Origin of the sequence: Butyrivibrio sp. TB, from assembly GCF_900110805.1 — a bacterium.
GTDB lineage: Bacteria > Bacillota > Clostridia > Lachnospirales > Lachnospiraceae > Butyrivibrio > Butyrivibrio fibrisolvens_C.
Genome location: NZ_FOER01000013.1, coordinates 17,861 through 35,946 on the forward strand (window position 1 = coordinate 17,861; position 18,086 = coordinate 35,946).

Here is an 18,086-nt window from a genome sequence, read left to right on the forward strand (position 1 = left end):
TTCTAGAATGTATATAAATCTTTATATTTTGGGAGGCGTCTTTGAATTATTCCACTTACTCTAATCAAAACAAACTAAATTATAAGTGCTTATCAGGCTCATTCCTAAAGATATGCGCCATAGTGATAATGCTAATAGACCATCTTGCGGCAGGTCTCGTACTTCCTTCCATCATCTCAGGTGATATGTACGACTTTCTAAGCCGTTTTGGTATCGATGTTACACTTGATCTTGAGATACAGATTTATGTCTTTCTAAGAGGTGTGGGCAGACAGGCTTTTCCGATATTCTGCTATCTATTGGTAGAAGGCTTCATGCATACCCATAGTAAAGCCAGATATTCTATCACACTTGCAGCATTTGCTCTTATATCAGAGATTCCTTTTGATCTTGGACTTATAACTTATAAAGCCTATGATACTTTGAATCTTAATACTATCTATACAGAGTACGAAACACAGATCTGGGAATCTCAGAATGTATACTTCACTCTGGCTCTAGGTGTTATAGCAATGTGGGCTGCTGACAGTATCTTAAAGAAGTTAAAAGGCATCAATATAGTCCTTGCCTATGCCGCTTCTATAATACCTTTCGGACTTGCAGCATGGCTAGCATATTATATGAAAACCGACTACAATGCCTGCGGCATAGCAGTTATAGCTATACTTTACTACTTCCACAGTATATGCATATTGGCAACACTTCTTGCCTATATTTTCCTTACGTTTACTATGTCAACACCAATAAACGGAGGCATGGAAGAATGGTCACTTCCCGCCTTTATGATCATCAATCTGTATAATGGTCAGAGGGGATTTATAAAGAAAAACTTTAAATACTTTTTCTATATTTTCTATCCCGCACATTTACTACTTATTTTCTTCTTAAGGTACTTTCTGCTTCATTAAAAAATCTTATGAACGTGTCAGAACATTATCTGGCACGTTCATCTAAGTTTTGGATCAAGTTTTGGATCACCTGCGCCACGTCTTCCTGTAAAAGAGGATCAGAACAGGCATAAGTTCAAGTCTTCCTGCAAGCATATCGAAAATAAGAACCACCTTAGAAGCCCATGAGAATTCAGAAAAGCTTCCGGTAGGGCCTACCATGTTAAGACCAGGGCCTACGTTGTTGAGAGTAGCTGCAACTGCCGTAAGGTTAGTTTCAAAGTCAAATACTTCAAGGTCTATAACGTTGAAAGATTCGAAGAATGCAATAAGCAAAAATGAAGTCAAAAAGGTAATAGTATATATAGCAAGATAAGCATTGGTGCCCTTGACAGTTGTATCTTCCACAACATGATCATCCATATATACTCTTTGTACGCTCTTGGGATGGATAGTCTTAATGACTTCATTCTTGGCATTTCTTATAAGTATTATGATCCTGGAGAACTTAAAACCACCACCTGTAGATCCTGCGCACGCTCCTATACAGGTAAGGAGGAACAGCATAGTTCTTGAAAACTGCGGCCATACATTATAGTCCAGAGTCGCAAATCCTGTAGTTGTCATAATAGATGTAACTGTAAAGAGCGAATGATGAAAAGCCTCGCCAAAAGAGCCAATTACACCATTTCTTACAACGTTCCAGGCAATAAGAACGGATGCTCCAAACATTACGATAAAATACCAGCGCATCTCATCTATATGCCACGCTTCTTTGAACTTCTTAGTAAGAAGGAAATAATATACACTGAAATTAACACCGCAAAGTGCCATAAATACTATGATCACAGTCTGAGTCGCATAGGAATATTCCAAAATACTACTTCCAAGAAGACCAAATCCACCGGTTCCTACTGTAGAGAAAGTAAGCGTCATAGACTCATATACAGAAAGTCCTGTTATCTTAAGACATATCATCTCAGTAAGTGTGATCGCAATATATATACTGTACAGGATCTTGGCTGTATCCTTGACTTTGGGCGCATACTTACCGACTGAAGGTCCCGGGCTTTCTGCTTTCATAAGGTGCATAGAATATCCGCCTGCCATAGGAAGTATAGCCAGCATGAATACCAAAATTCCCATACCTCCTACCCAGTGAGTGAAACATCTCCAGAACTGAACTCCCTTATGCATATCTGTAAGAGAGTTGACATCAGTCATGATCGTAGCACCTGTTGTAGTAAATCCTGATACAGTCTCAAATACAGCATCCAGATAATTGGGAATAGTTCCTGTTACTGTAAAAGGAACTGCTCCTATAAGTGAAAGTATGATCCATGCAAGAGCTGTAATAACAAAGCCTTCTCTTGCATAGAACGTTCTGTTGACAGGTTTTCTAAGATAACCGAACACAAAGCCAAATGAAAAACACAAAAGTGCTATCACGGCAAAAATAAGAGCATCCTTCCATTCACCGTAAAAAAGGCACACAAGTGTTGGAACAGCAAGCAGCGCTGCCATAAATTCTACCAGCATACATAAAATGTATCTTATAACAGAAAAGTTCATGATTGTGGCACCTATATCAAGGTGCGTCCTCCTCGTTCATAACATAAGTAATCAAATATAATTGAAACTATTATGCAAAAAATCCATCATCTGTCCGCAAGAATATCTTCTATCTCATCAAATCCGGTGCATGTTGTAATGATGATCACTGAATCACCCTCCTGGATCTGGCTCTGACCGGTAGGAAGTGTTATTTCACCATGATGATTGATACATGCAATAAGTGTACCCTTCTTAAGAGGAAGCTCTTGGAGAGGTATTCCTATAACAGGACTGCCTGCAGGAATGATGAACTCCAGTGCTTCTACTTTATCATCATCCATCTTGTAGAGAGACTCCAGCTGCTGAGATCCCATTGAGTTGGTCATGCCTCTTACATACTGAACGATCTTGTCAGCAGTAATGTTTCTTGGGTTTAATACGCTTCCAACGTCAAGAGTTCCTATAAGCTCGTTGTATCCTGCTCTGTGAACTCTTATGATACGCTTAGCCTTAGAAACAGTCGCTGTGTACAAAGAGAGCATTATATTCTCTTCATCAACACCGGTGAGAACTACAAATGACTCTGCACCTACAAGACCCTCTTCCAAAAGCTCGGCTCTATCTGTACCATCTGCATGGATTATCAGAGCTTCGGGAAGGAGAGATGCAAGTTCATCACATCTATCTGCATTTGATTCAAATATCTTAACGTCAATGCCAAATGTAATAAGCTGCTGAGCAAGATAGTAACAAGTCTGACCACCGCCTACTATAATAGTGGATTTGACTCCTGCTGTAGGCATATTGTTCTTTTTAAAGAATGCAAGCATCTTCCTAGGGGTTCCTATTACGGATATCTCATCCTTGGCTCTTATGATAAAAGATCCGTTTGGAATAAATACTTCATCTCCTCTTCTTACTATACCAATAAGAACAGGAAGCTTAAGTTCCTGAGCAATATCCTTGACAGACTTGTCACAAAGCTTGGAATCATCGGAAACAGTAAGTCTTATAAGCTCTGCCCTTCCTTTCGCAAAGGTATCTATCTTATTGGCAGATGGGAATTTCAAAAGTCTTGCTGCTTCATTGGCACAGGCTTCTTCAGGATTTATGACCATAGAAAGACCAAGTTCTTCTTTGATAAAATCGATCTCACGTGAATATACAGGATTACGTACTCTGGCTATAGTGTGGCAATGTCCTGTCTTCCTTGCGATGAGGCAGCATAAAAGGTTGATCTCATCAGAGTCTGTTACAGCGATCATAAGATCTGCAGATTCAATACCTGCATCCTTTAAGATAGAATAGCTGGCACCATTACCAACAATTCCCATTACATCATAATTATTGACAACATTCTGTATTACATCGCTGTCTTCTTCTATTACAGTTATATTGTGGTTTTCTTTACTAAGCTGCTCGATAAGTGAACGTCCTACATTACCACATCCTACAATTACTATCTGCATTTTTTAAATGCTCCCTTTTATCCATTCTTGATATTCAAGCACAGTGTTTAGCGTTTTTTTATATTTATTTATTCTTGTATCATTGTATTTTATACATATGAATTATAGAATTTGTTATAGAAAAAAGTATTAAACAACTGCTTTTTTATTGGTACTTAATGATTTTTCCTATATTTCTTAGACAAAAGAAAAAACTGCTATTTTTAAGTCCATACGTCATTATAGTACCACAGGGGTTAGTCTGCAAATATCAGAAAGGTGATTAATATAAATGCGATTTAGGGATTATCTTATTAAATTCAACAATTTCATGTATACCCATATGCAGGGAAGATACATAACATATGGCTACGATGCCCTTTCCAAATTTTTGTTTGGAATTACTCTGATACTCATATTCGTAAATATAATAGCTTCAAGCGGAATTATAAGTCTTATTACTCTTTTCCTCATCATATATTGTTATTATCGGCTTCTTTCCAAGAAAATACCTGAAAGGTATAAAGAGAATGAGCAGTATATCAGTATCAGGAACAAGGTAGTAGGTTTTTTCAAGAACTTCAGATACAATGCTGATCAGGCAAGACACTATCACATCTACAAGTGTCCAGGTTGCGGTCAGAAGATACGTATCCCACGCGGCAAGGGCAACATAATGGTAAGATGTCCAAAATGTAATACTGAATTCAAGAAAAGGGCATAATCCCGGAAAGATCATCTATGTTCGGTTATATTACCATAAACAAACCCGAGATCAAGTTTAAAGAGTTTGATATATATCATGCTTACTATTGCGGATTCTGCCGTATACTCAAAAAAGAGTACGGCTTGTCCGGTCAGGCTACGCTTACTTATGACCTTACTTTTCTTATCATGCTCTTGTCAGGTTTATATGAGCCGGAAGAAAAGATCGGTCAGACACACTGCATAGTTCATCCTATAGTCAAGCAATCAACCAGGATCAACAAGTTCTCCACATATGCTGCTGATATGAATGTTCTCCTTGCCTACTACAAATGCAGAGATGACTGGGAGGATGAGCACAAAGTATCCAAGCTTCTATACTCAAAACTCCTTCTAAGTGCCGTTCATAAGGCCGAACAAAGGCATCCACAGAAAGCCTCTTTTATCAAAGAAGGACTTCGCCGTATCAATGAATGCGAAGAATCAGGCGAACAGAATGTCGATAAGATCTCCGGATTATTTGGTGAGATATTCGCCGAGATTTTCTGCTATGAAGAGGACGACTGGGCTTCTGCTCTCAGGAAAATAGGCTTTTTCCTGGGAAAGTTCATATACATATTAGATGCCTGCGATGACATAGAGAAGGATATGGAAAAAGGAACTTACAATCCTTTCAAAGAAATGTGGCAAAAAGATCCTGAGAATTTCGATACATTCTGCTCTGAGCTTCTGACCATGATGATCTCGGAGTGCTGTAAAGCTTTTGAAATGCTCCCTATAATTGAGAATGTTACTATACTTCGTAATATTCTGTACTCAGGTGTCTGGGTCAAATACGAAGTAATTCATGGAACCAGAATCAAAAAGCTTTCAAAAAACAGCTGATTATGCTACTTTTATATGCGTATAAAAAACTATCAGGAGAATACTAAGAATAATGTCAGATCCTTATAAGGTGTTGGGAATAACAAGAGATGCCAGTGATGATGAGGTCAAAAAAGCCTACAGAAACATGTCCAGAAAATATCATCCCGATGCCAATATAAATAATCCCAATAAAGACAAAGCCGAGGAAATGTTCAAGCTTGTACAACAGGCTTACCAGCAGATCATGAAAGAAAGATCCGGAGATTATTCAAGTTCCGGTCCATCCGGAAGATACGGATCAGGATACGGCGGATTTGGTGGTTTTGGAGATTTTAGCGACTTTGGATTTGGTGGTTTTAACAATCAGAGAGCTGCCGGTGAAGATGATGAAGATGCTATCCACCTTCGAGCAGCAGTCAATTATATACAAGGCCGTCATTTTAGAGAAGCTCTAAATGTACTTGATACTATAAAAAACAAATCTGCAATGTGGTACTACTACAGTGCAGTTGCCAATAACGGTGTGGGCAACAATGCTACTGCCCTGCAGCATGCCCAGACAGCTCTTAATATGGAGCCCGGTAATCGCAATTATCAGGAACTTGTACAGATCTTAAGTTCAGGCGGTAGCTGGTATATGCAAAAGAGTTCTTCCTATGGTTATCCATTTGGAGGAAGCGTTGACTGTTCAAGGCTTTGCATGACCATGATACTTTGTAATGTATGCTGCGGAGGAGGCGGTTGCTTCGTCCCGTTTTTCTGCATCTGATACCAGTGTACTGACTTGTTCATGTTTGATCAAAAGCGAACGAATCAGTACATTAATCTTTGGTCAAATTACAAAAGATAAGGCATTATATAGTTGATCAAAGAAATATACGGTAATTACTGTGACATGATATAGAAGAGGTGATCTTAAATGCTTAAATATCTTGTCGCTTATGCAAGCGAAACCGGCAATACTCAGAAAATTGCCGAGGAAATATATAAAGCCATACCTGATACCCGCAAAGAGATGATCAATGTACGCTCTTTTGTAGGTTTTCATGAAGCTGAGAATTATTTTATCGGATACTGGGCCAATTGCGGGACCTGTTCCATGGAGATAATAGATCTTCTGTCCTCGCTTCATGGCAAAAACGTCGCTATATTCGGAACATGTGGTCTTGGCAATACAGATGCTTACTACAAGAAGCTTGAACTTGCAGCTACCACCTGGCTTCCAAGCGATAACAGAGTTCTGGGATCATATTTTTGTCAGGGGCGAATGCCTGTTGAATTCAGACAAAAATATGAAGCCTGCCGTGGCAGATGTTCTGATGAGCAGCTTCAGATAGTGATAGATGCTTATGATAAGGCAAAAGCACATCCAGACAGACAGGATCTATTAAAAGCCAACGTATTCACATGTGAGATGATCAAAAAAATAAAATCATTTTAAAAAAGACAATGCTTATAAATAGATGTAAGCATTGTCTTTTTGTATTGTTCTATATTTCGAACACAGCTACTCCGTACCCCGGAAGTTTATATGCTCCTTTTGCGCTTTGACCATTAAGGACATCTACCATATCCTGCTTTAGTTCAATAGTAGCATCTGACTTGTCAAAATTAAGAACAAAGAGCCAGTTCCATGCGCCGTCAGTTCTGACTGCCAGCTCGCATTCCTGCGGAACATCTATGAATTCTTCAAAAGGACTGCTTACGCCTAACATTTTAAAAAGTCCCATTGCTGCCTCTTCTGAGAATGTGCTTCCAAATGAGTAAACACGACCGTTGCCATATATATTCTTAATAAGCGCCGGCTCATCCTTTATATATGTACTGTCATATACACCTTTAATCTGCGCTGTATCGGATGTAACCATAAACTGATCAAAGAAGCACTTGGCAGGAATCCTGTATTTCTGGGGACTGTCACCTTGTTTGATAACATATATATTCTCTTCATCCGGAGCTTCAGGTGTAAACTCTGTAACGATACATCCTGTCATCTCCTTAAACACTCCTGGGAGATCGTCCATAGTCACATGACCTTCCTTGGTCTTGAGTCCTGCCCTGCAGCCAAGAAGGAGTTTTCCACCATTTTGAACATATTCTTTTAGTATACCTGCTTCTTTGTCATCAACAACTACGGCATGAGGGAATATAAGCAGTTCATACTTCTCAAGACTCTCTGCAGAAGTATACGGTTCCAGATAGATATAGTCTATAGGTGTATGAGTCCTTGCAGCTGCAGCATATATGCCATTTTGGCTTATATCTTCAAGCATACTATGCCACTTGTCGCACTGCGCATCCCACTGATTATCCCAGGTCCTGACAACAGCAACCTTAGCAACATATCTGCTTCCACATATTCTTGAAAGCTTCTTAACATCCTCGCAGACATGCCTTACCTCCCTGATCCTGCGATTGTCCCTATTTGAATAATCCAGTATTCCATGCCAATATATCTCTGTTCCTATAGTAGATGTCCTCCATCTAAAATATGAAACAAACTCCGCACCATGTGCAATAGACTGCATGGTCCACAGTCTTATCTGACCTGGTCTTGGACATGGCATTATCATTCTGGTAGTCCAGCCGCCGGCTCCCGACTGCTGTTCCATTATTCCAAAAGGCTGTGAGATGCTTCTTACTTCAGTAAGATTCCTACTCCACATACGATCAAGGATATCTCTTGAGCTTCTTTTCTCATAATATTCATCATATGCAAAATCAGGATATGAATCATAAGTATAAAAATCAAGTGACTCCTTGTTCATCGCATGATTATCAAGGTTGAACATTCCATTGGTAGTGATAAAATCTCCTTCTTTTAAATACTTGCGGATAATATCACTTTGAAGCTTAATATAGCTTCTTGCAGTATCTGATACGAACCTTCTGTAATCAAGGTTCTGGTGCGGGTTACCTACATTGTGGTTGGTCTGACGTGGGATATGTACTTCAGAAAAAGAAGAATAGGTCTGATTCCAGAATCTGGTGCCCCATGCATCATTGAGAGATTCAAGATTTTCATACTTATTCTGTACCCAGCTTCTGAATGCAGCATCATCACTTTCAGAATAGAATTCATCGGTTTCGCAGTTAATCTCATTATCAATCTGCCATCCGATGATCGCAGGATGGGAAGCAAAGTGAGAGGCAAGATGCTCTGTTATGAGGGCAGTCTTTTGTCTGTATATTATGCTGCTGTGATTAACATGACATCTCTCACCATGATAGACAAGACTTCCGTCTCTCTTGGCATTCAGTACTTCAGGATATTTCTCAGTCAGCCATGCAGGAGGTGTTGCTGTAGGAGTACAGAATATGACCTTCATATTCGTGCGACTGCACAGATCAAGGAACTCATCCCAGAAATCATCAACATAAGTTCCTTCTACCGGTTCTGTAAGATTCCATGAGAACTCTCCTACTCTTATAACTTCAATACCTGTTTTCTTCATCCTAAAAAGGTCATCTTCCCACATTTCTTTTGGCCAGTGTTCAGGATAATAGCAGGTTCCAATCGTAATCTTCTTTCCATCAAGTAATGAATTCATATGTCTCCCCTTTGTAATAAACGGCATTTAGAATATACGACTAAGTTACTTATCAGTGTACTGACTCATTCATATTTGATCAAATATAAACAAGCCAGCGCACCAGGTTAAAATAATTTTACATCCATTAAGGTCTTATCTACAATACGTAAATACCGTGTTGTGAGGGCCTTGCAATACTGTCCGCAGGATCGTAGCTGCAAAGAAAACGTATATTGGTCAAGTGTTTTTTCTGCACACCAAAAGAGCACAGCCATATACACAGCTGTGCTCAATGTCTTTACAAATTTTTACTTATCTATGATCATTACTCTTCATCAAGAGACTGGATAAGTTCAAGTGATCTTTCGAGATTCATCTTATTACACATCTCAACAAACTTCTTGAAAGGTACATTCTGAATCTGCTTGTTAGAACCGCGAACATTGATAGAAACTGTTCCTTCAGCGGCTTCTTTGTCACCGATTACAAGGATATACGGATCCTTGTAGTTTTTGAACTTCTTGATCTTCTCTTTCATGTTGCTATCGCTTGTATCAAGCTCTACACGAACATGGTTGGCTGTAAGCTCATTAGCGATCTTAGTTGCATACTCGTTGTGCTCTTCTCTGATCGGAACGATACCAACCTGATAAGGTGAGAGCCAGAATGGGAATGCGCCCTTGAAGTGCTCTGTGATGATACCGATGAAACGCTCAAGTGAACCATAGATAGCTCTGTGAATTACTACTGGTTGCTTCATTGTACCATCCTTGTCCTGATATGTAAGCTCGAAGTTGTGAGGAAGCTGGAAGTCAAGCTGCATAGTACCGCACTGCCATTCACGTCCAAGAGCATCCTTGATCTGAAGGTCGATCTTAGGGCCATAGAAAGCACCGTCACCGGCATTGATCTCATAACCGCCTTCGCCGTACTTGTCATCGAGAATCTCTTTAAGTGCAGCTTCTGCCTTGTTCCATACTTCTATGTCGCCCATGAAGTCATCAGGTCTTGTAGAGAACTCTGCACGATATGTGATACCGAATGTTCCATAGATCTCATCAGCTATATTCATAACATCATTGATCTCAGACTTGATCTGCTCTTCTGTTACGAATGTATGGTCATCATCCTGACGGAACTCCTGTACTCTGAAGAGTCCGTTCATCTGGCCTGACTTCTCTTTACGGTGAAGTACATCATACTCACTGTAACGGATAGGAAGCTCTTTATAAGAGTGATTTGTTCTCTTATAAGCCATCATAGCGTTAGGGCAGTTCATAGGCTTAGCTGCCATTGTATCTTCTGCTTCAAGTGAGAAGCGTGCTGCTGTTTCATCACTTGAGATTGTATCTTCTGCCTTAGTTCCGTCTGTAATACCAGGAACCATAAACATGTTGTTAACATAATGAGCCCAGTGACCTGAGATAAGCCAGAGCTTCTTGTTGTTGATAAGTGGAGCAGAGATCTCTGTGTATCCATGCTTTTCCTGGATCTCTCTTGAGAATTTAAGGAGTTCCTGATACATCCTCCAACCTCTTGGAAGCCAGTAAGCCATACCCGGTGCTGTCTCATTGAACATGAACAGATCAAGGTCCTTACCGATCTTCTTGTGGTCACGCTCCATAGCTTCCTTGATCATAGCAAGGTGAGCCTTGAGCTGATTCTTATCAGGGAATGCATAGATGTATACTCTCTGCATGTGATCGCGCTTCTCATCGCCTCTCCAGTAAGCTGCTGATACAGACTTAACCTGATATGAGCAGTTCATAAGCTCCTGAGAGTTGGCAACGTGAGGTCCACGGCAAAGGTCTACATAATCCTCACCTGTATAGTAAACTGTGATTGTCTCATCTTCAGGAAGATCCTGGATAAGCTCTGTCTTGAACTTCTGATCTTTGAATATTTCAAGAGCTTCTGCCTTTGAGACTTCTTTTCTAGTCCAGTCTTCTCTTCTCTTGATGATCTCACGCATCTTGTCTTCGATAGTCTTGAAATCATCAGGGCTTATTGACTTATTAAGAACGAAATCATAATAAGCACCATCATCAATCTGAGGTCCTATAGCATACTGAACATTTTCTTTGCCATAGATTTCAATAACTGCTTTTGCAAGAATATGAGCCAGTGAATGACGATATACCTGCAGGAATTCTTCTTTTTCCATTCTAAATCTCCTTTTCTGCACTTTGTGTGTTTCGAGTGCAAGGGATGATCTTTGCTAAGATGAGGATCATCTTTAAGATCAAAAAAGCCCTTTGCACTACTGTTACGTAATGCAAAGGGCGTATTTAACGCGGTTCCACCTTGCTTATCCTAAAAAGGATATCTCATTGGGATTATAACGGAATCACCGTGCCGGATTGGGGCCTCTCAGAGTTAGTTTTCAGACAGCCTCCTTCCAGACACTCACAGCACGGGATATCCCGGTGTCATTCTCTGAGGAATTACAGCAGCTTACTCTTCTCGTCAACGATTTAATAATACAGTTCAATATACATATACTGAAACTATATCTTGAATTTCTATGATTATATGCCCTTAAAATTCATTTGTAAAGACATCATCATAAGCTTTTTAATTCAGCTTTATAAAAAGCTAAAAGGTTAGCTATTATTCAGCTTTGTTTCTTCCATGGCACTTCTTATACTTCTTGCCACTTCCGCATGGACATGGATCATTAGGATAGATCTTCTGAGCATTGTGAACTGTACGTGAGTTCTTCTGCTCTTTGTAAAGCTCTTTTCTCTTATCTTCATCGAAGATATCATTCCATTCAGGAAGGCCATAGAGCCAGTCAGCTTCTGCTGCAACCATGTTCTTATAAAGCTTCTCTTTATCGAATGCAAGGCTTACAACAGTATCCTCTTCCATGTTCTCGATATCATTGGCAACTTTAAGGCTTTCATCGATACCATCAAGGAAACCTGTCATTGTCATAATATCAATACCATATTTGTCAGCGAGTTCCTTAACTGTTCCCTTTACTTCTTCATCAGGGTTCTTAAGAAGCTGTGCGTAAATATCTTTTTCTTTGCCAAAATAATCTGTCCATAATCTCTGGAGATCACCCTTATTGGCTGTCTCTGAATAAGCCATGTCTCTCCACTGTTTAAGTAATGCCATATTCTGTAACCTGCTTTCTTATATAATCTTTGATAATCTTCGCCTGTAGACAATGTCCCACATTAAGGCTTTCATTATCATACTCTATTAAGCTCAAAATATCAACAACCTATAACTTCACCCTACAAACTGCCTAAAAAAAAGTCGAAATTTTATGACATTATTACATAAAATTTACGATTTGTTGCCATAACCCCTGACGTGTGCTAGAATACGAACTACAGGTCCGTAAGGGTGGAGGTTAATGAGTGATGGGTAAAGTACTACAGCCGCGTAAGCACCGCCATAAAAGACACTATACATTTATGATCATTTCTGGTGATTCTGACAGGAAAAGCAAGCAGATTCATCTGGGGCATGTGGCAACACAGGTGCTGGCATTTTCTCTTTTTGCAATACTTGTTGCAATCGTATGTTATATCGCATATATTACGCTTCGTTTTAAAAATTTACAAAGTTCTAATTCTCAAACTCTGTCAAGTATGCAGGCAGTTATAGATAATCAGCAGCAGATGATAAGTGATCTGTCTGCTCAGAATTCAAGTCTGCAGACTGCCAATTCTGAACTTCAGGCAGGATATGAGCAGGTCAGCAAAGCTCTTAATATAATGGTTGACGATGAGGAAGCCAATGAAGCTGCACAGATAGAAGCCGCTCTTCCAAAAGGGTTCCCTCTATCGAGTCAGGCATCATATGAGTCCCGCATAGACGATCCGTCTTCTGACTCCAAAGATACTGCCAAGGAAGGCAATCCTATTCTTGTATTTAATGCAAGTGCAGGATCTCATGTAGTAGCTTCCGGTACAGGAACAGTTCTGACTATTACATCAGATTCCAAATATGGCAAATGTATCACTATAGATCATGGCAACGGATACAAAAGTATATACCGTCTATCCGGTACTGTGCTTGTAGAAGAAGGCGATACTGTGAGCCGCGGTACTGCTCTTTTCCTTATAGGGGATAAAGGGGCTACACTCGGTTATCAGATCCAGTACAACGATGAATATGTTAACCCGGAAGATATGATCGAGATCAACGGTTAACGGCTAAATCTAAAGTAAAGACTAAGTGAAGGGAGAACATAAAATGTTCAACAGTAGTAAAACAAAGACACCCCCCATCAGTACCTATGAGGATGAAGCTCAGAAAGTTGTAACTTTGATAGGCTCTGGCGCAACCTGTGAAGGAGCTTTCAGCGCGCGTGACACCACAAGGATCGACGGAACCATAAATGGTCCTGTGCATATCGAGGGAAGTCTTATCGTAGGCCAAAGCGGCAAGATCAACGGTGATGTAACAGCCCAGAATGTATTCCTTGCAGGAGAGATCAACGGCAACATCGACTGTAACTCAGGCAAACTCGAAGTTAGTGACAGCGGCAAGCTTGTAGGCGATGTCACGACCAAGAGCATCGTGATCGATGAAAATGCTATCTTCCAGGGCAAATGTACCATGACTACAGATATCAACTCAGCAACTACTGCCAAAGAAAGAGCTGCTGCTACAGTTACTGACAAGAACTAAGCTATATATCAAAACCGGATTAATTTATATATAGCGCTTCAATACAAAGATAAGACATTATAATCATAAAACCCAAAAGAAGACCTGACCGGTCTTCTTTTGGGTTTTTATATAGCATATAGCATTACATCAAGATTGTGCTGACATACTCTGTCAATTCACTGAAGTCTTTCAAAGACCATCTCATATCCGTCATCGCCATAATTAAGTGATCTGTTAACACGGCTTATTGTAGCTGTAGAAGCGCCTGTCTTCTCTGCAATCTCAAGATATGTCTTTTTGTCTCTGAGCATTGATGCTACTTCAAATCTCTGTGAAAGAGATAACAGTTCATTCACAGTACAAAGGTCTTCGAAAAAGCTATAACACTCTTCCTTATTCTGCAAGCAAAGAATTGCTTCAAACAGATGATCTACAGAATCGGTATGAATTTTCTTATTCATATTTTGGTATTCCTCCAATTTGATTTACTTGATTATTATGTGCTTTATTCCTTGAGTATTTTAGCATAGTAAAGTTATAAAGTAAAGTCAAGAGTTGTTTTAGGTTATTACTTTATTCTTTTGTTATAATTTTCTAAAAAGATGCAAAAAATCATCTTTACTTTTGTTTATATTTGTGATAACCTAGATTTGTTGTTTGAGTAAGTATGTTGGCTATAGACTTTATACAAACATCAGACAGCGTAGTGATTACTTTTTTATTATCCAGTGGAGGTATTACAATGAACAAAGGTACAGTTAAGTGGTTCAACAATCAGAAAGGCTATGGTTTCATCTCTGATGAAGCTGGTAACGATGTATTCGTACACTATTCAGGACTCAACATGGAAGGCTTCAAGTCTCTCGACGAAGGCGCTTCTGTAGAGTATGATGTAATCCAGGGCGAAAAAGGACCTCAGGCAGTAAACGTAAACAAGCTTTGATATTAAAATAATATCAAAGACATCCCATCTATAGTACGGATGTTAGCTTTTAAGTAAGGTCCGCCTTAACATAAAGCAAAGATTTATTTTACTCCAACAATTAACCGGAGCAGCCAAGCTGCTCCGGTTTTGTATTATAAGAACTTCTTCACCAAATAGCAAGAGTATAACTTCTTGAACGCAAATTACAGAAACACGCATTTACTGCGTGTTTCGTGATTCACTGAACCGGTTTACATCCGATCAGCCACAAGCATTTATTACATCTTCTAAGCTTAAGCTTCCGCCGAATATCTCAAGGGCTGATCCAACTGTGACATCAACTTTGGAATTACCGATTTCTTTTAGCCTGGTAATATCTTCGATGCTGTGAACACCTCCTGCATATGTTACAGGAATCTTGCCCCAGCTCCCCAAAAGCCTTGCGACATTTTCTTCTATTCCGCCCTGCTTGCCTTCGACATCTGCTGCATGGATCAGGAATTCATCACAAAAGTCCGCCAGATCATCAAGAGTTTCTATAGACAGTCTTGTATCTGTCATCTTCTGCCATCTGTCAGTGACTATATAATAGTCATCGCCCTTTTTCTTACAGGAGAGGTCAAGAACAAGTCTTTTCTTACCCACAGTATTTTTCATTGCTTCAAGCCTGTCCCAGGCAATCAGACCATTCTTAAACACATAGGATGTTACTATTACGTGGGATGCTCCTGCGTTAAGGAAAACCTCTGCATTATCAGGGTCTATCCCTCCACCTATCTGAAGTGTCCCAGGATGAGCTTTGAGAGCAGCTATTGTCTGATCTTTACTTTCCTCATAAAAAGGGCTGTCCTTAGCATTAAGTATTATGACATGGCCGCCTTTAAGCCCCATATCATAATACATATCAGAATAATATGCTCCGTCTTGTTCAGACACATAGTTATCCTGAGCCGCATCATGACTGTCACTTAGGCTGGCACCTACAATCTGCTTTACTTTGCCATTATGAACATCTATACAGGGTCTGAATATCATCTATGGCTCCTTTATATCAGTTAAGATAAAGAGCATCTGCCATATCATACATTCCGGCGGCCTTGCCAGCAAGGAACTTAGCAGCTTCTACAGCACCCTTACCAAAGATAGCACGTGAATATGCTCTGTGTGAGAATGTTATTACTTCATCTGTTCCTGCAAAGATAACATCGTGATCTCCTACTATAGTTCCGCCTCTTACTGCAGAGATACCGATCTCTTTCTCGGGTCTTTTTTCTCTTCTTGAAGAACGGTCATAAACGAACTCATAGTCTCCACCGGCAGCTTCATTGATAACTTCTGCAAGTGACATAGCTGTTCCGCTGGGAGCATCGAGCTTTTGATTGTGGTGCTTCTCAACTATCTCCATGTCAAAGCCTGATCCTGCCAGAGTCTTAGCAGCTTCTTTGAGAACTTTCATAAGTACGTTGACGCCAACGGACATATTGGCAGATTTAAGAATAGCAATCTTAGAAGATGCTTCCTTGACATGAGCTATCTGCTGCTCAGAAAGGCCTGTAGTACACAGTACTACAGGAAGATTCTTGGAAACACAGGTATCAAGAAGCTCATCTACTCCTGATGCATTAGAGAAATCTATGACTACATCACACTCTACATCTACCTCAGCAAGGCTCTTAAATGTAGGAAAAGAATAATTATTCTCCCCAAACTTATCTACGCCTGCAACAATCTCAATATCATTGTCATTACCTGCTATATCTACAATAACATGTCCCATACGGCCATTGCAGCCGTTCATTATAGCTTTGATCATATTTAACCTCATGTTGCGAGTGAAACGAGTGACTAATGGTTCAAATTGGTGGAGCTCGCGACACCAATTTGGGTTTGAAAGTGGAACACTTTCAAACTTTTATACCTCATTATTCTCAATCATTATATTAACTATCAGATAAGACCAAATTCCTGCATAGCCTGTTTAAGCTGTGATGCATGCTCCTGCCCAATCTCAGTAAGAGGAAGGCGAAGAGGGCCTGCTTCAAAGCCGATATACTCAAGAGCCTTCTTTACAGGAATAGGGTTTACTTCTGAAAAAAGAGCCTTGATAAGCGGGATGGCACTAAGCTGAATAGCTGCTGCGCCTGCAAAATCGCCTTTAAGAGCAAGTTCACACATTTCGTGAGTTTTCTTTGGTGCTACATTAGAAAGAACTGAAATAACACCGATTCCGCCAAGCGACATAATAGGAACAACCTGATCATCATTGCCGGAATAAAGATCTATATTGCCTTGTGTAAGATGCATCATCTCAGCTGTCTGGGAGATATTGCCTGTTGCATCCTTGATACCAACGATATTGGCCTTGTCTTTAACAAGTTTTGCCACTGTGGAAGGAAGCAGATTGCAGCCTGTACGACTTGGTACATTGTACATGATAACGGGGATCTTGATAGAGTCTGCAACTGCAGAAAAATGAGCTACAAGTCCGTCCTGAGTTGCCTTGTTATAATATGGTGTTACAGAAAGAACTGCATCAGCGCCATACTCTTCAGCTTCCTTAGAAAGCTGAACAGCTGTATGTGTACAATTAGAACCTGTACCAGCGATAACAGGAATGCGATGAGCAACTTTGTCGATACAGAATTTAACGACTTCCATATGCTCCTGCTCGCTCATGGTTGCAGCTTCTCCCGTTGTACCGCATACGATGATAGCATCTGTTCCGTTTGAGATCTGGAACTCGATGAGTCGTCCGAACTCATCATAGTTAACTGATCCATCCTGATAAAATGGTGTTGCTATAGCAACTCCTGCTCCCTTAAATACTGCCATAGTGGCCTCCTTAATAATAAAACTACCGGGCCTTGCTCTAATTCCCGGCCAATCTACACAAAAGGGTGAGCGCCCTTTGTGCGCTCACCCTACAATCGTCCAAATACGGATTATCGGATAGCGCCCCATCATTACTGATGACAGTCATACACCTATTAAATGTATGCCCAAGAATCCGGAATGCAGCTGCTTCCGAACCTTTCGGCGCGCTTTCCTTTCCATTCTCTTCTTTTACTGCTGCAGCATCCAAGAATGTACTTATAAAACACGCAACCTCTATCTCTAAACAGCAACATCATAACACTGCCACTTTACAGTGTCAACACGAACGCATGATTTGCCAAGTATAGCGCAATAGGTGGATTGGCTATCGCTTTTATGGAGGTTTTGCCTTCGGAGATTTGATAATGATATCATAAGTCTCATGTGAAAATAACCTTGATTTTTCTAAGGGGCTTCTCAGCTTTCGTGGACATGCTATACTGCAGCTTCGAAGCCCCTAAGTAAAATCAAGAACATTTTCAAAATCGGCTTATAATATCATTATCAAATCTCCGAACTGGAAGTTATCGCTTAGAAAGAGATATTATCTAATAGAACAGCTGTCATGTATCACAATTTAGGATTTTGGTAAAACGGCTCTCTACTCTATGCTATAATATGACGTAAAGGTCAAAAGTTACATTATAACAATTAAAATATT

17 protein-coding genes and 1 riboswitch are annotated in these 18,086 nt (G+C 40.0%); of the genes, 8 read left to right on the forward strand and 9 right to left on the reverse strand.

Annotated elements, in window-relative coordinates:
• The first annotated feature begins 41 nt into the window (after positions 1 to 41).
• Entirely contained in the window at positions 42 to 908 is an 867-nt protein-coding gene (locus BMX21_RS09985) for a TraX family protein (RefSeq protein ID WP_092043899.1), read from the forward strand.
• Between the two features lie 66 nt (positions 909 to 974).
• On the opposite strand, the gene BMX21_RS09990 is transcribed toward BMX21_RS09985, so the two are convergent.
• Both BMX21_RS09990 and trkA read right to left on the reverse strand, forming a co-directional pair.
• Positions 975 to 2,426, reverse strand: a complete 1,452-nt coding sequence (locus BMX21_RS09990) for a TrkH family potassium uptake protein (RefSeq protein ID WP_330390197.1) — start codon at positions 2,424 to 2,426, stop codon at positions 975 to 977.
• 119 nt (positions 2,427 to 2,545) lie between these two features.
• On the reverse strand, positions 2,546 to 3,910 hold the full coding sequence (trkA, locus tag BMX21_RS09995) for a Trk system potassium transporter TrkA (RefSeq protein WP_092043904.1): 1,365 nt from the start codon (positions 3,908 to 3,910) through the stop codon (positions 2,546 to 2,548).
• A 271-nt stretch (positions 3,911 to 4,181) separates the two neighbouring features.
• Between trkA and BMX21_RS10000 the strand changes: the two genes are divergently transcribed.
• From BMX21_RS10000 to BMX21_RS10015, 4 genes are all read left to right on the forward strand, one after another.
• Positions 4,182 to 4,613 carry a zinc ribbon domain-containing protein gene (locus BMX21_RS10000; protein WP_022755471.1) on the forward strand — a complete coding sequence of 144 codons (432 nt, stop codon included), beginning with the start codon at positions 4,182 to 4,184 and terminating at the stop codon, positions 4,611 to 4,613.
• Positions 4,614 to 4,630: 17 nt separating this feature from the next.
• The gene (locus BMX21_RS10005) at positions 4,631 to 5,479 is read left to right on the forward strand and encodes a DUF5685 family protein (protein ID WP_092043909.1); all 849 of its coding nucleotides are present in this window, start codon (positions 4,631 to 4,633) and stop codon (positions 5,477 to 5,479) included.
• A gap of 52 nt (positions 5,480 to 5,531) precedes the next feature.
• On the forward strand, positions 5,532 to 6,230 hold the full coding sequence (locus BMX21_RS10010; RefSeq protein ID WP_092043914.1) for a J domain-containing protein: 699 nt from the start codon (positions 5,532 to 5,534) through the stop codon (positions 6,228 to 6,230).
• A 150-nt stretch (positions 6,231 to 6,380) separates the two neighbouring features.
• Entirely contained in the window at positions 6,381 to 6,902 is a 522-nt protein-coding gene (locus BMX21_RS10015) for a flavodoxin family protein (RefSeq protein ID WP_092043919.1), read from the forward strand.
• Positions 6,903 to 6,951: 49 nt separating this feature from the next.
• On the opposite strand, the gene BMX21_RS10020 is transcribed toward BMX21_RS10015, so the two are convergent.
• From BMX21_RS10020 to BMX21_RS10030, 3 genes are all read right to left on the reverse strand, one after another.
• On the reverse strand, positions 6,952 to 9,012 hold the full coding sequence (locus BMX21_RS10020) for a beta-galactosidase (protein ID WP_092043921.1): 2,061 nt from the start codon (positions 9,010 to 9,012) through the stop codon (positions 6,952 to 6,954).
• A gap of 307 nt (positions 9,013 to 9,319) precedes the next feature.
• Entirely contained in the window at positions 9,320 to 11,158 is a 1,839-nt protein-coding gene (gene thrS / locus BMX21_RS10025) for a threonine--tRNA ligase (RefSeq protein WP_027203152.1), read from the reverse strand.
• Positions 11,159 to 11,604: 446 nt separating this feature from the next.
• The gene (locus BMX21_RS10030; RefSeq protein WP_022755465.1) at positions 11,605 to 12,117 is read right to left on the reverse strand and encodes an SEC-C metal-binding domain-containing protein; all 513 of its coding nucleotides are present in this window, start codon (positions 12,115 to 12,117) and stop codon (positions 11,605 to 11,607) included.
• Positions 12,118 to 12,368: 251 nt separating this feature from the next.
• Between BMX21_RS10030 and BMX21_RS10035 the strand changes: the two genes are divergently transcribed.
• Complete coding sequence (locus BMX21_RS10035) at positions 12,369 to 13,163, forward strand: murein hydrolase activator EnvC family protein (protein ID WP_022755464.1); 795 nt, start codon at positions 12,369 to 12,371, stop codon at positions 13,161 to 13,163.
• Positions 13,164 to 13,206: 43 nt separating this feature from the next.
• Positions 13,207 to 13,644, forward strand: coding sequence for a bactofilin family protein (locus tag BMX21_RS10040; RefSeq protein WP_092043923.1), 438 nt, complete (start codon positions 13,207 to 13,209; stop codon positions 13,642 to 13,644).
• A gap of 158 nt (positions 13,645 to 13,802) precedes the next feature.
• Here the strand turns inward: BMX21_RS10040 and BMX21_RS10045 are convergent, their stop codons facing one another.
• On the reverse strand, positions 13,803 to 14,087 hold the full coding sequence (locus BMX21_RS10045) for a YerC/YecD family TrpR-related protein (RefSeq protein WP_022755462.1): 285 nt from the start codon (positions 14,085 to 14,087) through the stop codon (positions 13,803 to 13,805).
• Between the two features lie 281 nt (positions 14,088 to 14,368).
• On the opposite strand from BMX21_RS10045, the gene BMX21_RS10050 reads away from it, so the two are divergent.
• Positions 14,369 to 14,569 carry a cold-shock protein gene (locus BMX21_RS10050; RefSeq protein WP_022755461.1) on the forward strand — a complete coding sequence of 67 codons (201 nt, stop codon included), beginning with the start codon at positions 14,369 to 14,371 and terminating at the stop codon, positions 14,567 to 14,569.
• A gap of 243 nt (positions 14,570 to 14,812) precedes the next feature.
• On the opposite strand, the gene hisA is transcribed toward BMX21_RS10050, so the two are convergent.
• The 3 genes from hisA to dapA all read right to left on the reverse strand — a co-directional run bounded on the left by hisA (position 14,813) and on the right by dapA (position 17,383).
• Complete coding sequence (gene hisA, locus BMX21_RS10055; RefSeq protein WP_092043926.1) at positions 14,813 to 15,586, reverse strand: phosphoribosylformimino-5-aminoimidazole carboxamide ribotide isomerase; 774 nt, start codon at positions 15,584 to 15,586, stop codon at positions 14,813 to 14,815.
• A gap of 16 nt (positions 15,587 to 15,602) precedes the next feature.
• Entirely contained in the window at positions 15,603 to 16,364 is a 762-nt protein-coding gene (gene dapB, locus BMX21_RS10060) for a 4-hydroxy-tetrahydrodipicolinate reductase (RefSeq protein ID WP_027203154.1), read from the reverse strand.
• A gap of 134 nt (positions 16,365 to 16,498) precedes the next feature.
• Complete coding sequence (dapA, locus tag BMX21_RS10065; RefSeq protein WP_092043929.1) at positions 16,499 to 17,383, reverse strand: 4-hydroxy-tetrahydrodipicolinate synthase; 885 nt, start codon at positions 17,381 to 17,383, stop codon at positions 16,499 to 16,501.
• Between the two features lie 110 nt (positions 17,384 to 17,493).
• Positions 17,494 to 17,670: riboswitch (Lysine riboswitch) on the reverse strand.
• Between the last annotated feature and the right edge of the window lie 416 nt (positions 17,671 to 18,086).

Excerpts from the sequence above, each read along its gene's own strand:
- BMX21_RS10015 (WP_092043919.1), top strand. The coding sequence starts at position 6,381 with ATGCTTAAATATCTTGTCGCTTATGCAAGCGAAACCGGCAATACTCAG.
- trkA (WP_092043904.1), bottom strand. The coding sequence starts at position 3,910 with ATGCAGATAGTAATTGTAGGATGTGGTAATGTAGGACGTTCACTTATC.
- BMX21_RS10030 (WP_022755465.1), bottom strand. The coding sequence starts at position 12,117 with ATGGCATTACTTAAACAGTGGAGAGACATGGCTTATTCAGAGACAGCC.
- BMX21_RS10020 (WP_092043921.1), bottom strand. The coding sequence starts at position 9,012 with ATGAATTCATTACTTGATGGAAAGAAGATTACGATTGGAACCTGCTAT.
- BMX21_RS10035 (WP_022755464.1), top strand. The coding sequence starts at position 12,369 with ATGGGTAAAGTACTACAGCCGCGTAAGCACCGCCATAAAAGACACTAT.
- dapA (WP_092043929.1), bottom strand. The coding sequence starts at position 17,383 with ATGGCAGTATTTAAGGGAGCAGGAGTTGCTATAGCAACACCATTTTAT.
- BMX21_RS10005 (WP_092043909.1), top strand. The coding sequence starts at position 4,631 with ATGTTCGGTTATATTACCATAAACAAACCCGAGATCAAGTTTAAAGAG.
- dapB (WP_027203154.1), bottom strand. The coding sequence starts at position 16,364 with ATGATCAAAGCTATAATGAACGGCTGCAATGGCCGTATGGGACATGTT.
- BMX21_RS10000 (WP_022755471.1), top strand. The coding sequence starts at position 4,182 with ATGCGATTTAGGGATTATCTTATTAAATTCAACAATTTCATGTATACC.
- BMX21_RS10045 (WP_022755462.1), bottom strand. The coding sequence starts at position 14,087 with ATGAATAAGAAAATTCATACCGATTCTGTAGATCATCTGTTTGAAGCA.
- hisA (WP_092043926.1), bottom strand. The coding sequence starts at position 15,586 with ATGATATTCAGACCCTGTATAGATGTTCATAATGGCAAAGTAAAGCAG.
- BMX21_RS09990 (WP_330390197.1), bottom strand. The coding sequence starts at position 2,426 with ATGCTGGTAGAATTTATGGCAGCGCTGCTTGCTGTTCCAACACTTGTG.
- BMX21_RS10050 (WP_022755461.1), top strand. The coding sequence starts at position 14,369 with ATGAACAAAGGTACAGTTAAGTGGTTCAACAATCAGAAAGGCTATGGT.
- thrS (WP_027203152.1), bottom strand. The coding sequence starts at position 11,158 with ATGGAAAAAGAAGAATTCCTGCAGGTATATCGTCATTCACTGGCTCAT.
- BMX21_RS10010 (WP_092043914.1), top strand. The coding sequence starts at position 5,532 with ATGTCAGATCCTTATAAGGTGTTGGGAATAACAAGAGATGCCAGTGAT.
- BMX21_RS10040 (WP_092043923.1), top strand. The coding sequence starts at position 13,207 with ATGTTCAACAGTAGTAAAACAAAGACACCCCCCATCAGTACCTATGAG.